Raw genomic sequence first — 21,047 nt, 5'->3', positions numbered from 1 at the left:
ATTCTTTTTAACTTTATACTTGTAAAAATATACTTTTTACTTTAATTCTATACTATACTTAGTCCTCGAATTCTTCTTTCAAGATTCTTTGAACATCCATAATTGTTTCTTCTTCTAGATCAGTTCTTCTTACCAATTCTGCCACACTAGTTTCTAATACGCTTCTTGCAGTATCTAAACCAATCTTTTTGAATTCAACAATAACCCAATCTTCAATTTCGTCTCCAAACTCTGTTAACTCTACGTCTTCTTCTTCTAGACCCTCTCTCTTAACGTCTATTTCGTAACCTGTTAACTCACTTGCTAAACGAATATTTACCCCTCCTCTACCAATTGCTTTAGAAACTTCTTCTGGTTTTAATAAAACGCTTACACGTCCTTTTTTACCGTTTCTTTCTTCATCAAACATTTCTATTTCCATTGATGTCACTTTAGCAGGACTCAATGCTCTTGAAATAAATAATTGTTCGTTTTTGGTATAGTTAATAACGTCTATATTTTCATTCCCTAATTCACGTACTATACCATGAATTCTAGAACCTTTTACACCAACACAAGCTCCAACAGGATCTATTCTATCATCATAAGAATCTACCGCTACTTTTGCTTTTTCTCCTGGTATTCTTGCCACACCTTCAACAGTAATTAAACCATCAAAAACTTCAGGAATTTCTTGTTCAAACAGTTTATTTAAGAAAACAGGCGATGTTCTTGATAAAATAATCGCTGGTTTGTTTCCTCTTAACTCTACTGTTTTTATAACACCTTTTACAGAATCTCCTTTTCTAAAGAAATCTGAACGGATTTGCTCACTTTTTGGTAACACAATTTCATTGCCATCATCATCTAACAAAATAATTGCATTATGACGAATGTGATGAACTTCTGCACTGTACAATTCTCCTTCTAATTCTTTAAATTGCTTAAAGATATTTGTACTATCGTGTTCGTAAATTTTAGAAATTAAGTTCTGACGTAATGCTAAAATAGCTCTTCTTCCTAAATCAATTAATTTCACTTCTTCAGATACATCTTCACCAATTTCAAAATCTGGCTCAATTAATCTTGCTTCCGCTAATTCAATCTCTTCATTATCATCTTCAGAAAAACCATCTGCAACCACAACTCTATTTCTCCAAATTTCTAAATCTCCTTTATCTGGGTTAATAATAATATCAAAATTATCATCAGAACCAAACTTACGTTTTAAGGCAGCTCTAAAAACTTCTTCTAAAATAGACATTAATGTTACTCTGTCTATACTCTTGTTATCTTTAAATTCTGAAAACGAATCAATTAATGCTATATTCTCCATTACATTTTTGCTTAAAATACAATCTTCACTTTTGCTTCTTTAATATCCTGATAATCTATAGTTGCTGTTTTTAACACAGTAACTTTTCCCTTACCTATTGGTTTTGGCTCTCTTGCTTTCCAGTTTAGAACAATTTTATCTTCATCTGCTTCAACTAAAGTCCCTTCAAATTCTTCTTCAGAAGTTTTTACTTTTAGTATTCTATTAATATTTTTAATATATTGTCTCTTTACTTTAAGTGGATGAGAAATATCTGGTGTAGACACTTCTAGAGAGAAATCTTCTTCTTCTCTATCAAAATTACCGTCTACACTTTTACTAATTCTAATGCATTCACTTAATGGAACTCCATTATCACCATCTACTGTAACCTGAATTTTATTGTTTTCTGATATTGATAAATCTATCAAATACAATGATTCGTTCAGTGCTAATGCTTCATCTACTAAATCTCTTACCTTGGTTTGGTCCATTTTAATGCTTAAAATAAAATATAAAAAGAGGGGACTCTTAGTCCCCTTCCTTCCCCATTTATTATAAATTTCGGTGCAAATATACTAAATGTTTGGGATTTACCAAACTAAGTTGAAGTCAAATATTTTTTGTAACTTTATATATATTGATATGAACCTTTAAATTTTTGTAATATGAAAAAAATTTTAGTCCCTATAGATTTTTCAAAAACATCTGAATATGCTTCTAAAATTGCAGCAAAAATAGCTGCAAAAACAAATGCAACTATTTACTTGATTCATTTAATTGAAGTACCTAAAGGCGTCATAGACATGGCAGCAAGCAGTAAATTTAGCATCCCCGAAAGCATGTTATATTTAAGAATGATTAGAGAAAAAATTCTACATTTTAAAAAGACTTTTTTCAACAAAAACACTCACGTAGAATACCTTATAAAACTAAACTCTCCTTTTGAAGGCATTCAAAAATATGCTGATAAAATTAATGCAGACTTAATTATAATGGGATCAAAAGGTCATTCTGAACTAGAAGAAATGATTATAGGCTCTAATACAGAGAAAGTTGTACGAAATTCTAAAACACCCGTTATTGTTATTAAACAAGATAGTAAAAAATTTAAATTAAAAAATTTGGTTTTTGCTTCTAATTTTAAAGAAGAAAACAAAGAAGTCTTCGGTAAATTTGTTGATTTTGCTACTATTTTTGATAGTAAAATTCACTTATTAAAAGTAAATACACCTGCCAACTTTCATGCAACCTCAGAAACAAAACAAAAAATAAAGGATTTTATTACAGATTTTAATTTACCAAAACATAAAATTAACGTCTATAGCGATACTACTGTAGAAAAAGGAATCTTAAACTTTTCTAATGATATTAATGCAGATTTAATTGCTTTAAGCACACACGGAAGAACCGGTTTAGCACACCTATTTACAGGCAGTGTTACCAAAAGCTTATCTAAAAGTGCTTTAAAACCAATGCTAACCATTAAGGTTTAGACAATAACATAAGGTGTTTCTAAATTAACTTACAGACATCCATTCTCTAAAAACAAAAAACCTCCAGAAATGGAGGTTTTTAAATCTATAATACTTCTAATTTTCTTACAATAGATAATCTGTATTGATAAAGTTAGACGCTTTTTTATCTAATAACTCTTCTAAAATAGCATTATTATACGGTGTATCTTTAGACGCAACAAAAGTTCTAATAGAAAAAGAACGCAATGCATCATGTACACTTAATGTAGAAACTGCAGAATCTTTTCTTCCTGTAAAAGGATATACATCTGGTCCTCTTTGAGCAGCACTATTTAAATTTACTCTACACACTAAATTTACTAACGTATCAATTAATGGCGCTAGAGTTTTTACCTCGCTACCAAAAACACTTACTTGTTGCCCATAATTAGAATCTGCCATATCATCTAAAGGTTCTTGAATATTTTTAAAAGAAACAATAGGAGTTACAGGACCAAATTGCTCTTCTTGAAACACTCTCATGTCTTTTGAAACAGGGTATAAAACAGATGGAAATATATAGTTCTCAGAAGTTTTTCCTCCTTTTTTATTAATCACTTTTGCTCCTTTTGAAGTAGCATCATCAATTAATTCTTGAATATAAGCAGGCTTACCTGGTTCTGGTAAAGGTGTTAGTTTCACTCCTTCTTCCCATGGGTTTCCAAATTTTAAAGCATCTACTCTTTTTGCAAATCGTTTGTTAAATTTATCTACAATATGTTCATGAACATATAATATTTTTAATGCAGTACAACGTTGCCCGTTAAAAGAAGTTGCTCCAGCAAGACATTCATCTATTGCTAAGTCTAAATCTGCATCTGGTAATACAATTCCAGGATTTTTAGCTTCTAAACCTAACACCAAACGCAATCTATTTTTAAATGGGTGGTTTGCTTGAATAGCATTTGCAGATTTACTGTTACCTATTAAAGCTAACACATCTACTTTACCTGTTTTCATAATAGGAGTTGCTAAAACACGACCTCTACCATAAATTACATTGACCACACCTTCTGGAAAACTATTTTGAAAAGCCTCTAATAACGGAGACAATAACAAGACTCCATGTTTTGCAGGTTTAAAAACAGCTGTATTCCCCATAATTAAAGCAGGAATTAACAGTGCAAATGTTTCATTTAAAGGGTAATTATATGGCCCTAAACATAAAACTACACCTAAAGGGCCACGTCTAATATGAGCATGTACTCCACTATTTTTTTCAAACTTAGCAAAATCTCTGTCCATTTGCTTATAGTCTTCAATAGTATCGTAAATGTATTCTATAGTTCTATCAAATTCTTTTTCAGAATCTGGTAAAGCTTTTCCAATTTCCCACATCAATAATTTTACAACCTCATCTCGTTTGGTTTTCATTTGCTCTGCAAACTCTTCCATACATTCTATTCTGTCTGCAACACGCATTGTTGGCCACAAACCTTGCCCTTTATCATAGGCTCTGTATGCAGAATTTAAAGCCTCTATACCTTCATCTCCTGTTAAATTAGGCACAGTCCCTAATAAAGTTGGTTTGTATTCTTTTGTTGATGAAATTGTAGAATATACCTCTGTAAATTCTCCTTTCCATTCCTTTAATTCACCATCAACTAAATACGTTTTTTGATGTAATAGTGAATTGACTTTATATGCTTCTGGTATTTCTGTAAATTGTTTTTTCATAAATTAAATTTTTAGAGGTCAGTAGTTAGCTACATATAATTTGTTTGTGGCTAACTTTTTCTTTTTTGACCATTTTAGTTATAAGATTATTGAATATTGTTGCTTTGCTTTGTGAACGGTTAATTCTAAAACAAAATTCATTAAAATATCTATTTATATTAGAATTACTTACCCAAGAATACGTTGTTCTTATCCATGATTTTACTTGATGAATCATAGTGTGAAGAGCTTTAAAATTCATACCATTATTACTTTCAATCTGTGTAATATCATAAACTTTTGCAATTGGTCTGTAACCTCTCCATTTATCGGTTATCACTTTAGCATCTCTGCTAATATGATTCACAAAAATATATTGAAGCGAACTTGCTGAAAAATCTTCGATTCTCATAGCATACATTCTTTTTACTTTTCCATCATCAGTTAACTCAACAGCAGTAATGGCCTTCTTTTTCTTTACGTTATAACTTCTGCCAACTTTCTCTTTTTCGCGTCCGCCAAGTACAAATTCATCAACATGAACAGTACCTGTCATGGGATTATTCCCACTGCTTTCCATAGCTTCTCTAATTTTAAGCATAAATAAACGAGCTGTCTTTTCAGTAACACTAAAACGAACTGAAACATAGCTTGCTGAAAGACTTTTAGTGCTTGTACTCATTTCAAAAACAATAAAAAATGCCTTTCTAATACCAAATTTTACTTTGTGAAAAAGTGTGTTTGATGTTGCTGATTCTTGATGAGAACAAATATTACAAGTACGTGAGAAATCTTTTCTTATCTGAGCTTTTTTATGGCTACATTTTACACATTGAAAACCATCTTTCCATTTAATATCTGCTAGATATTTCTTACAATCTAGGTCAGTCTTAAAACGGTCAGCAAACTCTAGAAGGTTTTGTCCCTTAAAAATATTCATTTAATTACTATATTTATTGACTTCTAAGATATGAATTTAAATACTGACCTCTATAAATTTTAATAGATCCCATAAAAAAATAAGCCTTATAATTATCTATTGTTCAAAATTAACTAAAAATAACTGTAAAATACCCCATTTATTATTTAAAACACGAAAAGGTTTTCGGTGTTATAACACTGTTTTTCTTTAGAATTTTTTGAATAATTAGACCAAAAACTGAAACAAATCTGGCTTATCATTTAGGTAGTCGCCAAAGAAACTTCTTTCTTTCATTCTGTTGATTAGAGGCGCTAAATCCTTAGAAGATTTTAACTCTAAACCAACAACGGCAGCTCCGTTTACTCTGTTATTCTTTTTAGTGTATTCAAAATGTGTAATATCATCATTTGGACCCAATATTTCTGCCACAAACTCTTTTAAAGCCCCTGCTCTTTGCGGAAACTTTACAATAAAGTAATGTTTTAAATTTGCAAACACCAAAGCGCGTTCTTTTATTTCTGCCGTTCTTGTAATATCATTATTACTACCACTTACTACACAAACTACATTTTTACCTTTAATTTTATCCGCAAATAAATCTAACGCTGCAATACTTAAAGCACCTGCAGGTTCTACCACAATAGCATCTTTGTTATACAAATCTAAAATGGTCTGACAAATTTTTCCTTCGGGAACCGTAATTACTTCAGATAGATTTTGCTTACAAATAGCAAAATTTAAATCTCCTACTCTTTTAACCGCTGCACCATCTACAAAAGAATCTATTACATCTAAAGCTGTATTCTTTTTATTTTTGATGGATGTTAACATAGAAGGCGCTCCTTCTGGTTCTACACCAATAACTTTTGTTTCTGGTGATAAATATTTAAATACAGATGATAACCCTGCAGACAACCCTCCTCCTCCAATAGGAACAAAAACGTAATCTATTTTTTCAGCTGTTTGATTCAATATTTCGAAACCAACTGTTGCCTGACCTTCAATTACTTTTGCATCATTAAAAGGATCAATAAAAGTTTTCTTTTTTGCATCACACTCTAGTTTAGCTGCATCAGAAGCATCATCAAAAGTATCTCCTTCAATTACAATTTCAATAAAATCTTCTCCAAACATTTTAACTTGGTTAATTTTTTGATTTGGAGTTGGAGATGGCATAAAAATGGTTCCTTTTATCTGTAACAATTTACAAGACAAAGCAACACCTTGCGCATGATTACCAGCGCTTGCACAAACAATTCCCCGTTGTTTTTCATCCGAAGTTAAAGAAGACATTTTATTGTAGGCTCCTCTAATTTTATAAGAACGTACTACTTGTAAATCTTCTCTCTTAAACAGAATTGTTGCTTCTAATTCTTTTGATAAGTTAAAGTTTTTGCTCAACGGAGTTTCAAAAGCAACTCCTTTTAAGTTTTTTGCAGCTGTTTTTACGCTTTCTAAACTTGGATAATAATTTGACTTTGTTTGCATGGGTCGAATATAAAAAGAAAACCTGTCAGACAATTAAATCTGACAGGTTTTTATAAAAAAAATCTTTAGTTAATTATGCCGTTTTTACAACTTTCATTGCGGTCATAGAAGCTCTTAATTGCTCTCCTACTTTTTCTACCGGATGATTTCTAATAATTTTGTTAATTCTAATTAATTCTTGGTTATCTACTCCGTTTTCTGAACTAAAAGATTTACCAATAACGTTTGTAGAAACTGTTTTCATAAAATCAGTTAATAAAGGCTTACAAGCATGGTCAAATAAGTAACAACCATATTCTGCAGTATCAGAAATTACACGGTTCATTTCTGCCAATTTCATTCTTGCAATTGTATTAGCAATTAATGGCGTTTCGTGTAAAGACTCGTAATAAGCTGAAGCTGCAATAATACCAGATTCTGTCATTGCCTCAAAAGCCAATTCTACACCAGCTCTCACAAAAGCAACTAATAAAGTTCCGTGGTCAAAATATTCTTGTTCAGAAATTTCTTGATCTGTAACTTGTTGTTTTTCAAAAGCAGTTTCTCCTGTTGCAGCTCTCCAAGTTAATAAGTTTTTATCATCATTTGCCCAGTCTTCCATCATTGTTTTAGAGAAATGACCAGTCATAATATCGTCCATATGTTTTTGGAACAATGGACGCATAATTTCTTTTAATTCTTCAGAAATTCTAAAAGCTTCTACTTTTGCAGGATTAGACAATCTGTCCATCATATTGGTGATTCCTCCATGTTTTAAAGCTTCTGTTACAGTTTCCCAACCATACTGAATTAATTTAGCTGCATAACCTGGCTCAATACCTTCTTCTACCATTTTATCAAAAGATAAAATTGCTCCTGTTTGTAACAAACCACATAAAATAGTTTGCTCTCCCATTAAATCAGACTTAACCTCAGCAACAAAAGAAGATTGTAACACACCTGCTTTATGACCACCTGTTGCAACTGCATACGCTTTTGCTTGTGCCCAACCTTTTCCTTCTGGATCATTTTCTGGGTGAACCGCAATTAATGTTGGCACACCAAATCCTCTTTTATATTCTTCTCTAACTTCAGATCCTGGAGACTTTGGCGCCACCATAATTACAGTTAAATCTTTACGAACTTGCATTCCTTCTTCAACAATATTAAAACCATGAGAATAAGATAACGTAGCTCCTTTTTTCATTAAAGGCATTACTGCATTTACAACATTTGTATGTTGTTTATCTGGCGTTAAATTAATAACCACATCTGCACTTGGTAACATATCTTCGTAACTACCAACTTCAAAATTATTTGAAGACGCGTTAATATATGACTGTCTTTTTTGATCGATAGCAGCTTGTCTTAAGGTATAAGAAATATCTAAACCAGACTCTCTCATATTTAAACCTTGGTTTAAACCTTGTGCTCCACAACCTACAATAACAATTTTTTTCCCTTTCAATGCTTCTACTCCGTCTTCAAATTCTGAAGCGTCCATAAAACGACATTTTCCTAATTGCTCTAATTTTTCTCTTAATGTTAATGTGTTAAAATAATTTGACATTTTTATTGTTTTTGTTTGTTGGTTTTAGAGTAAAGATGATAGAAAAAAGAAGATAGACAAATCTTACTTGTAATAGATTTATTTCTTGTCTCTTCTCTTTTTCTCTTCTCTTTTTTCTTTGACTTATTTTTAGTTGTTGTATGTTTCTAATAATGCTGATATCTTCATTTCTTCTTTAGTAACCGCAATTAAACCAGAACGGGTATATTGCATAATACCAAATACGCTTAACTGGTTGTATAACGCTACAATTTCATCTTTCTTGCCCGATTTTTCTAAAACAAAAAACTCTTTATTAACCGTTACAATTCTTGCGTTGCTTTCTTTAATTATATTCTGAATTTGACGCTCTTCGAACAACAATTCTGATTTTATTTTAAATAAGCCCGAAATTTGATAAATAATCTCATCTTGATCATGGTAGTAAGCTTTTATTACCTCTACTTGCTTTTCTATCTGACCAATTATCTTTTTAACATTAACTTCGATCATATTTACAACAATCGTAAATTTAGCCACTCCTACAATTTCTGATGGAGAAATATTTAAACTTTCTATGTTGATGTGTCTTCTTTGAAAAATTGCTGAAATTCTATTCAACAATCCAACATTATTTTCTGTATAAACAGATATTGTAAATAATTGTTTTTCTGTACTCATGCTTTTAAGTTCAAGGTTTAAAGTTTAAAGTTTCAAAGTTGCCACTCTTCTCTTTAATCTTTGTTCTTTATTCTCTTTTCTTAATTCTCTTTTACTCTAATCTTATATCAGAAACACTTGCACCTGTAGGAATCATAGGAAATACATTATCCTCTTTTTCTACACAAACTTCTAAAAAATAAGCTTCTTTACTTTCCATCATTTCCTTAACAGCATCTGCTAATTCTTCTCTTTTAGTAACTTTTCTTGCTTTTATATAATACCCTTCTGCAATGGCTACAAAATTTGGATTTACCATTTCTGTTGATGCATATCGTTTCTCAAAAAATAACTGTTGCCACTGGCGCACCATTCCTAAGAAATCGTTATTTAAAACCACCACTTTTACAGCCGCTTTTTGCTGAAAAATAGTTCCTAGTTCCTGAATCGTCATTTGGTAACCTCCATCTCCAGAAATAGATACTACTTCTCTATCTGGTGCTGCCATTTTTGCTCCAATTGCAGCAGGCAAACCAAAGCCCATTGTACCCAAACCACCAGAAGTAATATTACTTTTAGTTTTATTAAATTCAGCATACCTACAAGCAATCATTTGATGCTGACCAACATCTGAAACGATGGCTGCATTACCTTTACTTTGTATGTTTATTTGATTTAAAACCTCACCCATTGTTAACCCTTCTTTGGTTGGATGTATATCGTTTTTTATCACTCTTTCATATTCAATAGCATATAAATCTTTAAATTTCTGATGCCATTCTGTATGAGAATTTTTATTTATTAATGGTAAAATTGCTTCTAAGCTAGCTTTTGCATCACCTAAAACTGCAACATCTGTTTTAACGTTTTTATCTACTTCTGCAGGATCTATTTCAAAATGAATCACTTTTGCTTGTGTAGCATACTCATCTAACTTTCCTGTAACCCTATCATCAAAACGCATTCCGATTGCAATTAAAACATCACATTCGTTTGTTAACACATTTGGCGCATAATTACCATGCATACCAACCATACCAACATTTAAAGGATGTTTTGTAGGAATTGCAGAAGCTCCTAAGATTGTCCATGCAGAAGGAATTCCTGCTTTTTCAATTACTGCTTTAAATGCTTCTTCTGCTTTACTTAAAATAACTCCCTGACCCCAAACTACTAATGGTTTCTTTGCTGCATTTATTAATTCTGCTGCAGCTTCTAAAGACTTAACATCTGTTTTAGGAACAGGAACATAACTCCTTACTTTTGTACATTTTTCATAAGAAAAATCAAATTTTTCTAATTGAGCATCTTTGGTAATATCAATTAAAACAGGTCCTGGTCTTCCGCTTCTAGCAATATAAAATGCTTTTGCAATAGCTTCTGGAATATCCGATGCCTTTGTTACTTGACAGTTCCATTTGGTAACTGGTGTAGAAATACCAACAATATCGGTTTCTTGAAATGCATCACTTCCTAATAAATGAGAAAAAACCTGACCTGTAATACACACCATTGGTGTAGAGTCTATTTGTGCATCTGCAATACCCGTAATTAAATTGGTTGCTCCGGGTCCTGAAGTTGCCATAGCAACCCCAACTTCACCTGAAATACGCGCATAACCTTGAGCAGAATGTGTTGCACCTTGCTCATGACGAGTTAATACGTGATGAATTTTATCTTGATACTTATACAACTCATCGTAAACAGGCATAATTGCCCCTCCAGGATAACCGTATAAAATCTTAACTCCTTCTTCTATAAGGCATCTAACAATTGCCTCACTACCAGAAATCCTTTCTGTAGTTTTAGTTGTGCTTTGCTTATTTTTTATGGTTTGTGTTTCCATAGTTTTATCTTTTAAATACCTACAAGGTTATTAAAGCCTTGCAGGATATCTTATCTCTTTTTTTATCTTGATTCTTGATTCTATTGTAAAACTACAAATCAGTTACACATCCTTTAGATGCAGATGCTACTGTTTTTGCATATTTATACAAAATTCCTTTTGTATGTTTTAATGCTGGTGCAACCCATTTAGCTTTTCTTTCTGCGAGTTCTTCATCAGATAATAAAACATTAATTGAATTATCTTCTGCACTAATTCTAATTTTATCGCCAGTTTTTAATAAGCCAATTGCACCACCAGATTGTGCTTCTGGTGTAATATGTCCGACCACAAAACCATGAGTTCCTCCAGAAAAACGACCATCTGTAATTAAAGCTACAGATTTACCTAAACCTGCTCCCATAATTAATGAAGTTGGTTTTAACATTTCTGGCATTCCTGGTCCTCCTTTAGGTCCAACATACCTAATGACGACTACATCTCCTCTTTCTACTTCCCCATTAGAAATACCTGTATTTGCTGCTTGTTCACCATCATATACAACTGCTTTTCCTTCAAAAAGTAATCCTTCGTTTCCAGAAATTTTTGCAACAGCTCCTTCTGTGGCAAGGTTTCCATAAATAATTTGAATATTTCCTGATGATTTTAATGCTTTATCTTTTGGATGAATTACATCTTGATCTTCGAATTCGATTGCCTCTACATCTGCCAAATTTTCGGCCAATGTTTTACCTGTTACGGTCATACAATCTCCATGTAAATATCCATTCTCTAATAAATATTTCATCACAGCAGGCGTACCTCCAATTCCGTGTACATCTTCCATTAAGTATTTACCAGATGGTTTTAAATCTGCAATTAACGGAGTTCTGTCCGAAACTCTTTGAAAATCTGCCAATGTAAACTCAATATCAGCTGCATGTGCAATTGCTAAAAAGTGTAACACTGCATTTGTAGATCCACCTAAAGCATTTACAATTGCAATGGCATTTTCTAAAGACTTTTTAGTGATAATATCTAAAGGCTTTAAATCTAATTCTAATAAATTTTTAATAGCTAAAGCAGTTCTTTCTGCTTCTGATAATTTATTAGGATTTTCTGCTGGTATTGATGAGTTATAAGGTAAAGAGAACCCCATACATTCTATTGCAGAAGCCATTGTGTTTGCAGTATACATACCACCACATGCTCCAGCCCCTGGAATGGCTCTTTTTATAATTTCTCTATATTCATCTTCTTCTATTTCTCCTGCTACTTTTTGACCTAAAGCCTCAAAAGCAGAAACAATATTTAATTTTCTTCCTTTGTAATTTCCTGATGCAATGGTACCACCATACATCATAATTGATGGACGATTTAAACGCAACATTGCTATAACAGCTCCTGGCATATTTTTATCACATCCAACTACAGAAACTAAAGCATCATAACTTTGAGCGTTTACAACTGTTTCTATAGAATCTGCAATAATATCTCTAGAAGCTAATGAGTAATTCATACCAGAAGTTCCCATAGAAATACCATCTGAAACTCCAATTGTATTGAATCCTAAACCGACTAAACCTGCAATATTGCTTTCTACCTTGACTTCTGCCGCCAAATTATTTAAATGCATGTTACACGGGTTACCGTCATAACCTGTACTTGCAATACCTACTTGTGCCTTTTGCATGTCTTCATCCGTTAAACCTACTGCATATAACATTGCTTGTGATGCAGGTTGAGATTCATCTTGCGTTAATCTGCTACTGTGTTTGTTTAGTTTCATTATTGTTTTCTTCAATTTGTTGTCTAAATTACTATGTTTCTCTGTTTTTATTGAATAATATTCAATAGTATTCTTTAAATTCAGGTGTTAAAAAAACACCATAAATAACTGATATAAAGATTATTAACCCTATTTAATTATGATATTCAATCATTGAAATAAATTCATAAAAAAAACCTTCCGTTTAAATGGAAGGTTTGTTTATAAAAAATATAAATAGCACTTCCTTATCATGTCGTAATAATTACGATGACGATGATAATAATAGAAATAATATTTAATATCTGTTTTTTCACGTGTTCAAATATTGTAATTTTATTTTAAATATACAACTACTTTTATTATTAATGACAAAATTAAGCAAATTAGGCTAGCCCAGATTGAATGGTTTGTTTGAGCTCTTTTTTGTTTTTTTTTACAAAAAAAGCGAGTAATGAAAGCTGGAAATAGCTTCTAAATAATAGTACTTTGCCCCATATGAATGTTTTGAAAATTCATATTACTGTCTTCTTGATTTGCAATATAATCGGCAATAAAATCGCCTACTTTTGCGGTAGACGCCGAGTACTGATTTTTGCCTTTTAAATCTGGAGTTGTAATGCCTAAATCTAACGATTTTTCTACAGCTCTTTGTATTGCATCTGCTTCATCATGCAAGCCTAAATGCTCTAACATCATTGCGGCAGATAAAATAGAAGCCAAAGGATTGGCAATATCTTTTCCGGTTGCTTGTGGGTATGATCCGTGAATTGGCTCGAATAATGCATTTTTTTCGCCTATTGAACTCGATGCTAAAATTCCTATAGAACCTCCAATAACGCAAGCTACATCAGAAATAACATCTCCAAAAAGGTTTTCTGTTAAAATTACATCAAACTTTTTAGGGTTTAGAACAATTTGCATCGCAGCATTGTCTATAAACATAAAATCTAAGGTAACATCTTTGTATTCTTTTGCAATTTCTGCTACGGTTTTTCTCCATAAACGAGAGGTTGCTAAGACATTTGCTTTATCTACTAAGGTTACTTTTTTCTTTCTGTCTTGAGCTGCTTTAAATGCTAAATGTGTAATTCTAGAAATTTCTTCTACGGTATATGAACATACGTCATAAGCAGACAACCCATCTTTACTTACTTCTTTTTTTCCGAAATAAATTCCGCCAGTTAATTCTCTATAAATAACAATATCTGTTCCCGAAATAATATCTTTTTTAAGAGGTGAATTCTTTAATAGCTTCGGATATGATTTTATAGGTCTTACGTTACAGAATAAATCTAATTCTTGTCTTAATTGCAAAAGACCTTGTTCTGGTCTTATTTTTAAGGATGGATCATTATCGTATTTAGATTCTCCAATTGCTCCAAATAAAATGGCATCTGCTTTTCTACAGATGTCAATAGTTTCTTGCGGCAAAGGAGTACCTGTTTTATCAATTGCACAAGCGCCCATTTGAGCTTCTTTATATAAAAAAATATGGTCATACACCTCTGCAACTGCGTCTAATGCTTTTTTTGCTTGCGTAGTTACTGCTGGCCCTATACCATCTCCGGGAATTACTGCAATTGTATATTTCATTCTGTACTTGTAATCTAAAAATTAATTTGTAATCAAAGGTAGTTGATTCTTTTAAATAGTGCACTTAAAATTTACAACTACCTATGAAGACAAAGTTTATTTTTATATTGTTGTAACTTTAGAGGTTTTACTTACTTCTTTCATAATTGCATGAATATCCTCGTCTTTTACTTCTTTTTGTTTATCGGCAGTGTTTAAGAAAGCTTCATAAGCAACATCTAATTGTACTTTTGTTAACTCATAACCTACCTTTTTTGCTCTGTACGCTAAAGCAGCTCTACCGCTTCTTGCTGTTAATACAATAGCACTTTCTGTAACACCAACATCTTCAGGATCCATAATTTCGTATGTTTCTCTGTTTTTTATAACTCCGTCTTGATGAATACCAGAACTATGCGCAAATGCATTTGCACCCACAATAGCTTTGTTTGGTTGCACAGGCATCCCCATACTTTCTCTAACCATAATACTTGTATCGTACAATAATTTTGTATTAATACTTGTTTCTAGGTTTAAATATGGATGTTGTTTTAACACCATTACTACTTCTTCTAAAGCCGTATTTCCTGCTCTTTCTCCGATACCGTTAATAGTACACTCTATTTGACGCGCTCCATTTATAACACCTGCAATAGAATTTGCAGTTGCCATACCTAAATCGTTATGACAGTGACAAGAAAGAATAACATTATCTATTCCTTTTACGTTTTCTCGCAAATACTTAATTTTAGCTCCATATTCTTCTGGCAAACAATATCCTGTAGTATCAGGAATATTTAATACCGTAGCTCCTGCTTTAATAACTGCTTCGCAAACTCTTGCTAAAAACTCATTATCTGTTCTACCGGCATCTTCTGCATAAAACTCTACGTCTTCTACAAAAGATTTAGAATAAGAAACTGCTTTTACTGCACGTTCTATTACTTTTTCTCTCGTTGAATTAAATTTAAATTGAATATGAGAATCACTTGTACCAATACCTGTATGGATTCTTGGATACTTAGCATATTCAAGTGCTTGTGCCGCCACTTTAATATCATTTTCTACAGCTCTGGTTAAACCACAAACTGATGCATTTTTTACAATTTTTGCAATTTCTGAAACCGAAATAAAATCACCAGGGCTTGAAACCGGAAAACCAGCTTCAATAACATTAACACCTAATAAATCTAATCTCTCAGCAATTACTAATTTCTGTCTTGTATCTAACTTGCACCCAGGGACTTGCTCCCCATCTCTTAATGTTGTATCAAAAATTTGAACCTTGTTATCTTGCATAATTTCTGTAAAGATTATCTTATTTAAACTCAAATGTATATATTGAACTTAAAATAAATAGTTATTTTTACCATTCCGTACGATTTCTAATATCATTTACAAAAACTTAAATTATTAATAATCAGTTTTTTATGAGTAAAAATGTTACATCAGCCAATCAACAAAATGATGCTCTTTTTGTTTTAATTAAGTCTTTAACTAAATCAGAAAAGAGGCAATTTAATTTATATGTAGGTAGATTAGGTGGAAACATCGATGCTAAGTTTTTCTCTTTATTTAAATTTTTAGAAAAACTGAAAATTTATGATGAAAAAGTAATTATTGGAAGTGGAATTGTTTCTAAACAACAACTTTCTAATTTAAAAGCGCATTTATACAAGCAAATTTTAATTAGCCTTCGTTTAAACCCTGCTCATAAAAATGTTCGAATTCAAATTAGAGAACAATTAGATTTTGCAACTGTTTTATATCAAAAAGGACTATACAAACAAAGTTTAAAACTGCTAGAAAAAGCCAAACACATGGCTTTAGATACAGAAGAAAAAAATATTGCTTACGAAATTGTTGAACTAGAAAAAGTAATTGAAACACAATACATAACCAGAAGTTTAAGCAACAGAGCAAACCAACTTTCTATTGAAGCAAAATCACTAAGTCAAGACAATGTAATTGCCAGCAAACTATCTAACCTATCATTACAACTATATAGTCATTTAATACAAAATGGGTACGTAAAAAACATCGAAGAACTGCAATTTGTAGACAAATACTTTAATGACAGAATGCCTAAGTACAACTATAAAAAACTAGGTTTTAGAGAAAAACTATGGTTATACAAAGCACATTTATGGCATAGTTTTTTGGTTCAAGATTTTTTATTGAGCTATAAATACGCTAAAAAATGTGTCGATTTATTTGACTCTCCAAAATTAATAAACACACACCCAGTTTTTTACTTAAAATCTAAAAACTACCTATTAGAAGCGTCTTTTTTAGTTAAAAAAGTATCTACATTTAAAAAAGAATTAACTCTTTTTGAATCTGAAATAGATCAAAAAGAAATACCGATGAATACTAACACAGAGTTGTTAATATTTTTATACCTGTATTCTAACAAGTTACACTTTCATTTTTTAGAGGGATCTTTTGAAAAAGGAGAATACTTAGTTGATATTATCAATAATAAAATTGATAAATACAAAAACAGACTAGATAACCATTACATTGTTTTATTGTATTACAAAATTGCCTGTTTGTATTTTGGAATGGGCAAAAACAAGCTATGTATTATCTACTTGCAAAAAATCATTAAATCTAAAAACATAGGTTCCGCAGAAGATTTACAATGTTTTGCTCGTATATTAAACTTAATTGCACATTATGAATGCGGTTTAGACTACGACCTAGAAAGACAATTTGTAGATACTTATAAGTTTTTATTAAAAATGGAAAACCTACAAGAAGTGCAAAAGGTTTTTTTAACTTCTATTAGAGATTTAAGTGATGTTTTTCCGCATGAAATTAAAAATGAATTCAAAAAAATTCATGCCAAGTTAAAGACCTTCGAAAATCATCCGTATGAAAAAAGAGCATTTTTATATCTAGACATATTATCTTGGCTAGAAAGTAAAATACAGAACAAACCTATCGCTTTAATTATTAAAGAAAAAACAAAACAAATCGCCAAATAATAGGAAAACAATATTTGAAATAGCTTAATTTTAATAATTCTATATAAATTGATTAAAAACAAGAAATAATCTCTACTAGAAGGCTAAAAATTAAATAATACTCCTATTTTTGTCTTGTGAATTTATCGTATACACATACTAATTCTTCTAAAACTACAAATGTAGTTTATACTTCTATGCGCACAATTATCCGCACAACTACAACAATTACCCTTTAGGGGTTCTACTATATTCATATCACCACAGGTTATATATTGTTTCGAATAACAACGAAACAAACTCAATAAAATATTAAATTACACAAACTATTCATTAGAAATGAAAGTATTAAAATTTGGCGGTTCATCTGTCGCAAGTTCAGAAAAAATACAAAAAGTATTAGCCATCGTAAAGGCAGCATCTAAAAAAGAAAAAGTAGCTGTAGTTGTTTCTGCATTCGGAAAAACTACAGATAAATTATTAGCTGGAGCTAATGAGGCTTTAGAAGACATTACGTCTGCTAAAGAAACTTTAGGTCTCATTAAACAAACTCACTTTGAGGTAGTTGATGATTTAATTGCTAAAAACAAAAAAGAGGTTCACGAAGAGGTTACTTATTTGTTTGACCGATTATTATCTATTTATGAAGGTGTTTTCTTATTACAAGAATTATCAGACAAAACACTAGCAAAAGTGTATAGTTTTGGAGAAAGACTTTCTTCGTACATTATAGCTAATGCTGCAAAAGAAGTATTTGATGCAGATCATAAAGAGAGTAGAGATTTAATCATTACAAATAATGAGTATTTAAATGCTCAAGTAAATTTTAAAGTCACAAACAAAAATATCGTTTCTTTTTTCGAAGAAAACACGCATCAAGTTATTGTTTTAGGCGGTTTTATTTCTTCTAATGTTTTTGAAGAAACTACAACACTTGGTAGAGGTGGATCTGACTTTACTGCCGCTATTTATGCTGCCGCTTTAAAGGCAAATGAATTACAAATATGGACAGACGTTAGTGGTATGTTTACTGCAAACCCTAGAGTTGTAAAACAAGCATATCCAATTTCAGAAATTTCTTACGAAGAAGCAATGGAACTATCTCATTTTGGAGCAAAAGTTTTGTATCCACCAACCATTCAGCCTGCCCTAAGAAAAGAAATTCCTATCAGAATTAAAAATACATTTGAACCAGAAAGTGCCGGAACCTTAATCTGTAAACATCCTAAAAACGGAAATGAAGTTAAAGGAATTTCGCATATAGAAGACATTAGTTTAATCACTTTAGAAGGTGGTGGAATGATTGGTATTCCTGGTTTTTCTAAGCGTTTGTTCGAAACACTTTCTGTAGCAAAAATAAATGTTGTTTTTATTACTCAAGCTTCATCAGAACACTCAATTTGTGTTGGTGTTTATGAAAACGATGCTGCAAAAGCAAAAGAGCTTTTAGATGAAACTTTTAGCATAGAAATAGATAAGAAAAAAATAAAACCAATTATTGTAGAAAATAATTTGGCAATTATAGCTGTTGTTGGAGAGAGCATGAAAAACTACCAAGGTTTAAGCGGACAAATGTTTAGCGCCTTAGGTAGAAATAATGTAAATGTTAGAGCAATTGCCCAAGGTTCATCAGAAAAAAACATCTCTGCTGTAATTAATAAATACGATGCAAAAAAGGCTTTAAACACACTACACGAGCAATTTTTTGAAGAAAAAACAAAACAATTAAACTTATTTGTAACAGGTGTTGGTAATGTTGGTGAGCGCTTTTTGGCACAAATTCATCAACAAAAGAAATTTTTAAGAGAAAACTTAAAATTAAGTATTAAAGTTATTGGAATTGCCAATTCTAGAAAAATGTTTTTTGATGATAATGGTATCGATCTAGATAACTGGAAAGAAGCATTAGAAAACGGAGAACCAACAACTTTAGACAGTTTTCATAAAAAAGTAAAAGAAAGTAATCATATTAATAGTGTTTTTATAGACAATACTGCAAACCAGCAAGTATCAGAAATCTATGAAAAATATTTACGCGATAGTATTTCTGTAGTAACTTGTAACAAAATTGCATGTGCTTCTAGTTTTGATAATTATAAAACTTTAAAACAAGTTTCTAGAAAATACAATGCTTCTTTCTTATTTGAAACAAACGTTGGTGCAGGTTTACCAATTATAGATACTTTAAAGAATTTAGTAAATTCTGGAGATAGCGTCAATAAAATTCAAGCGGTATTATCTGGAAGTTTAAATTTTGTGTTTAATAACTTTAATGCAGATTCAACTTTCCATGACGTGGTTGCTGCAGCTCAAAAAGAAGGTTATACAGAACCAGATCCAAAAATTGATTTAAGCGGTGTTGATGTTGCTCGTAAAATTTTAATTTTGGCTAGAGAAAGTGGTTATAAAATGGAATTAGAAGACATTGCAAAAAATGCCTTTTTACCTGAAGAAAGTTTAAATACTGATAACAATGATGATTTTTATGCTTCATTAACTAAAAACGAAGCACATTTTCAAAACATTTTTAAAGAAGCAAATGACAAAGATTGTCGCTTAAAATATGTTGCAGAATTTGCTGATGGAAAAGCAAATGTTGGTTTACAACAAATTCCATCAGATCATCCTTTTTATAATTTAGAAGGAAGTGATAATATTGTATTATTCTTTACAGACAGATACCCAGAAAATCCTTTAATTATAAAAGGTGCTGGTGCTGGTGCAGATGTTACTGCTTCAGGTATTTTTGCGGATGTAATTAGAATAGCAAATAAATAAAAAAGCATTCAGTTAACAGTCTCAATTTTCAGTTAACAACTAACTGAAAACTGAATACTGTAGACTGCAAACTAAAAAATATGGATTATTTAAAAATATTTGCTCCTGCCACTGTTGCTAATGTTTCTTGTGGTTTTGATTCTCTAGGTTTTGCTGTTGATGCAATTGGAGACGAAATGACCTTTACAAAAACAACTGAAAAAGGCGTTAAAATAACAAATATCACTGGTGCAAATTTAACCTACAATGTTGATGAAAATGCTGCAAGTGCCGTTGTTAAAAAAATACTGAATGAAGCAAACGCAGATTTCGGAATTGAATTAACAATTCACAAAGGTTTTTCTCCAGGAAGTGGATTAGGAAGTTCTGCCGCTAGTGCTGCAGGTGCTGCTTTTGGTGCAAATCAATTATTAGGGAATATTTATTCGGACTTAGAGCTAACTAAATTTGCCATGTTTGGTGAAGAAGTTGCTTGCGGAACTCCAATTGCAGACAATGTTTCTGCAGCTATATATGGTGGTTTTGTTTTAGTGAGAAGCTACAGTCCTTTAGAAATTATAAAATTACCGGTTCCAAGTGAATTAAGAGTTGTAGCCATTCATCCGCAGGTAGAAGTAAAAACTAAAGATGCAAGAGAAGTTTTACCTACAGAAATAGCTTTGAAAGACGCTGTTACTCAATGGGCAAATGTTGGTGGTTTAATTAGCGGTTTATATTCTGATAATTACGAGCTAATTAGTAATTCTTTAGTAGATATTATTGTAGAACCTCATAGAAAAAAATTAATTCCGTTTTTTGACGATGTTAAAAACGCAGCAACAAAAGCAGGTGCTTTAGGTGCGGGAATTAGTGGTTCTGGTCCAACAATTTTTGCACTTTGTAAAGGGGATAAAATTGCCAATGAGGTATACAAAAGCATCCAAGAAAGTTATAAAAACACAGGTATTGACTTTGAAATGTTTATTTCGAAAGTGAATCACGAAGGGATAAAAATATTAGAATAATCGTCATTACGAAGGAAGAATAACTGAAGTAATCTCTTTCTAACAAACAGATTGCTTCGTTTC

At 31.5% G+C, this 21,047-nt stretch carries 15 protein-coding genes; 4 read left to right on the top strand and 11 right to left on the bottom strand.

Translation table 11 applies throughout. The annotated features are described in order from the left end of the window. Positions 1 to 58 precede the first annotated feature (58 nt). Positions 59 to 1,315 (bottom strand): transcription termination factor NusA, encoded by a 1,257-nt coding sequence (gene nusA / locus WHD07_RS12980; RefSeq protein ID WP_105049466.1) that lies wholly within the window; start codon positions 1,313 to 1,315, stop codon positions 59 to 61. A gap of 11 nt (positions 1,316 to 1,326) precedes the next feature. Then, positions 1,327 to 1,788 (bottom strand): ribosome assembly cofactor RimP, encoded by a 462-nt coding sequence (gene rimP, locus WHD07_RS12975; protein ID WP_105049467.1) that lies wholly within the window; start codon positions 1,786 to 1,788, stop codon positions 1,327 to 1,329. A gap of 174 nt (positions 1,789 to 1,962) precedes the next feature. On the opposite strand from rimP, the gene WHD07_RS12970 reads away from it, so the two are divergent. Continuing rightward, positions 1,963 to 2,790, top strand: a complete 828-nt coding sequence (locus WHD07_RS12970) for a universal stress protein (RefSeq protein WP_343328750.1) — start codon at positions 1,963 to 1,965, stop codon at positions 2,788 to 2,790. Between the two features lie 105 nt (positions 2,791 to 2,895). On the opposite strand, the gene WHD07_RS12965 is transcribed toward WHD07_RS12970, so the two are convergent. The 9 genes from WHD07_RS12965 to WHD07_RS12925 all read right to left on the bottom strand — a co-directional run bounded on the left by WHD07_RS12965 (position 2,896) and on the right by WHD07_RS12925 (position 15,532). Beyond that, positions 2,896 to 4,488, bottom strand: coding sequence for an NADP-dependent glyceraldehyde-3-phosphate dehydrogenase (locus WHD07_RS12965; protein WP_343328749.1), 1,593 nt, complete (start codon positions 4,486 to 4,488; stop codon positions 2,896 to 2,898). Positions 4,489 to 4,513: 25 nt separating this feature from the next. Next, positions 4,514 to 5,407 carry an IS1595 family transposase gene (locus WHD07_RS12960; RefSeq protein WP_343328482.1) on the bottom strand — a complete coding sequence of 298 codons (894 nt, stop codon included), beginning with the start codon at positions 5,405 to 5,407 and terminating at the stop codon, positions 4,514 to 4,516. A gap of 207 nt (positions 5,408 to 5,614) precedes the next feature. Next, positions 5,615 to 6,877 carry a threonine ammonia-lyase IlvA gene (ilvA, locus tag WHD07_RS12955; protein WP_343328748.1) on the bottom strand — a complete coding sequence of 421 codons (1,263 nt, stop codon included), beginning with the start codon at positions 6,875 to 6,877 and terminating at the stop codon, positions 5,615 to 5,617. Positions 6,878 to 6,950: 73 nt separating this feature from the next. Further along, the gene (gene ilvC / locus WHD07_RS12950; RefSeq protein WP_343328747.1) at positions 6,951 to 8,426 is read right to left on the bottom strand and encodes a ketol-acid reductoisomerase; all 1,476 of its coding nucleotides are present in this window, start codon (positions 8,424 to 8,426) and stop codon (positions 6,951 to 6,953) included. Between the two features lie 129 nt (positions 8,427 to 8,555). Beyond that, a complete protein-coding gene (gene ilvN, locus WHD07_RS12945; protein ID WP_105049472.1) occupies positions 8,556 to 9,086 on the bottom strand; it encodes an acetolactate synthase small subunit in 531 nt (176 codons plus the stop codon). Between the two features lie 91 nt (positions 9,087 to 9,177). Further along, entirely contained in the window at positions 9,178 to 10,911 is a 1,734-nt protein-coding gene (ilvB, locus tag WHD07_RS12940; protein WP_105049473.1) for a biosynthetic-type acetolactate synthase large subunit, read from the bottom strand. 91 nt (positions 10,912 to 11,002) lie between these two features. Next, entirely contained in the window at positions 11,003 to 12,679 is a 1,677-nt protein-coding gene (gene ilvD / locus WHD07_RS12935) for a dihydroxy-acid dehydratase (RefSeq protein WP_343328746.1), read from the bottom strand. 453 nt (positions 12,680 to 13,132) lie between these two features. Further along, entirely contained in the window at positions 13,133 to 14,254 is a 1,122-nt protein-coding gene (gene leuB / locus WHD07_RS12930; RefSeq protein WP_343328745.1) for a 3-isopropylmalate dehydrogenase, read from the bottom strand. A 102-nt stretch (positions 14,255 to 14,356) separates the two neighbouring features. Beyond that, the gene (locus WHD07_RS12925) at positions 14,357 to 15,532 is read right to left on the bottom strand and encodes a 2-isopropylmalate synthase (protein WP_105049476.1); all 1,176 of its coding nucleotides are present in this window, start codon (positions 15,530 to 15,532) and stop codon (positions 14,357 to 14,359) included. Between the two features lie 131 nt (positions 15,533 to 15,663). Between WHD07_RS12925 and WHD07_RS12920 the strand changes: the two genes are divergently transcribed. The 3 genes from WHD07_RS12920 (at position 15,664) to WHD07_RS12910 (ending at position 20,984) form a co-directional block, all read left to right on the top strand. Next, positions 15,664 to 17,223 carry a hypothetical protein gene (locus WHD07_RS12920; RefSeq protein ID WP_343328744.1) on the top strand — a complete coding sequence of 520 codons (1,560 nt, stop codon included), beginning with the start codon at positions 15,664 to 15,666 and terminating at the stop codon, positions 17,221 to 17,223. Between the two features lie 318 nt (positions 17,224 to 17,541). Continuing rightward, positions 17,542 to 19,980: a bifunctional aspartate kinase/homoserine dehydrogenase I gene (gene thrA / locus WHD07_RS12915; RefSeq protein WP_343328743.1), complete on the top strand. Its 2,439-nt coding sequence runs from the start codon at positions 17,542 to 17,544 to the stop codon at positions 19,978 to 19,980. An 80-nt stretch (positions 19,981 to 20,060) separates the two neighbouring features. Beyond that, positions 20,061 to 20,984, top strand: coding sequence for a homoserine kinase (locus WHD07_RS12910; protein ID WP_343328742.1), 924 nt, complete (start codon positions 20,061 to 20,063; stop codon positions 20,982 to 20,984). Positions 20,985 to 21,047 lie beyond the last annotated feature (63 nt).

The organism is Polaribacter staleyi, from assembly GCF_038024045.1.
Classification (GTDB): domain Bacteria; phylum Bacteroidota; class Bacteroidia; order Flavobacteriales; family Flavobacteriaceae; genus Polaribacter; species Polaribacter butkevichii.
Note: the sequence above shows the minus strand (reverse complement) of the source record. Positions and strands in the feature narration are given on the sequence as shown.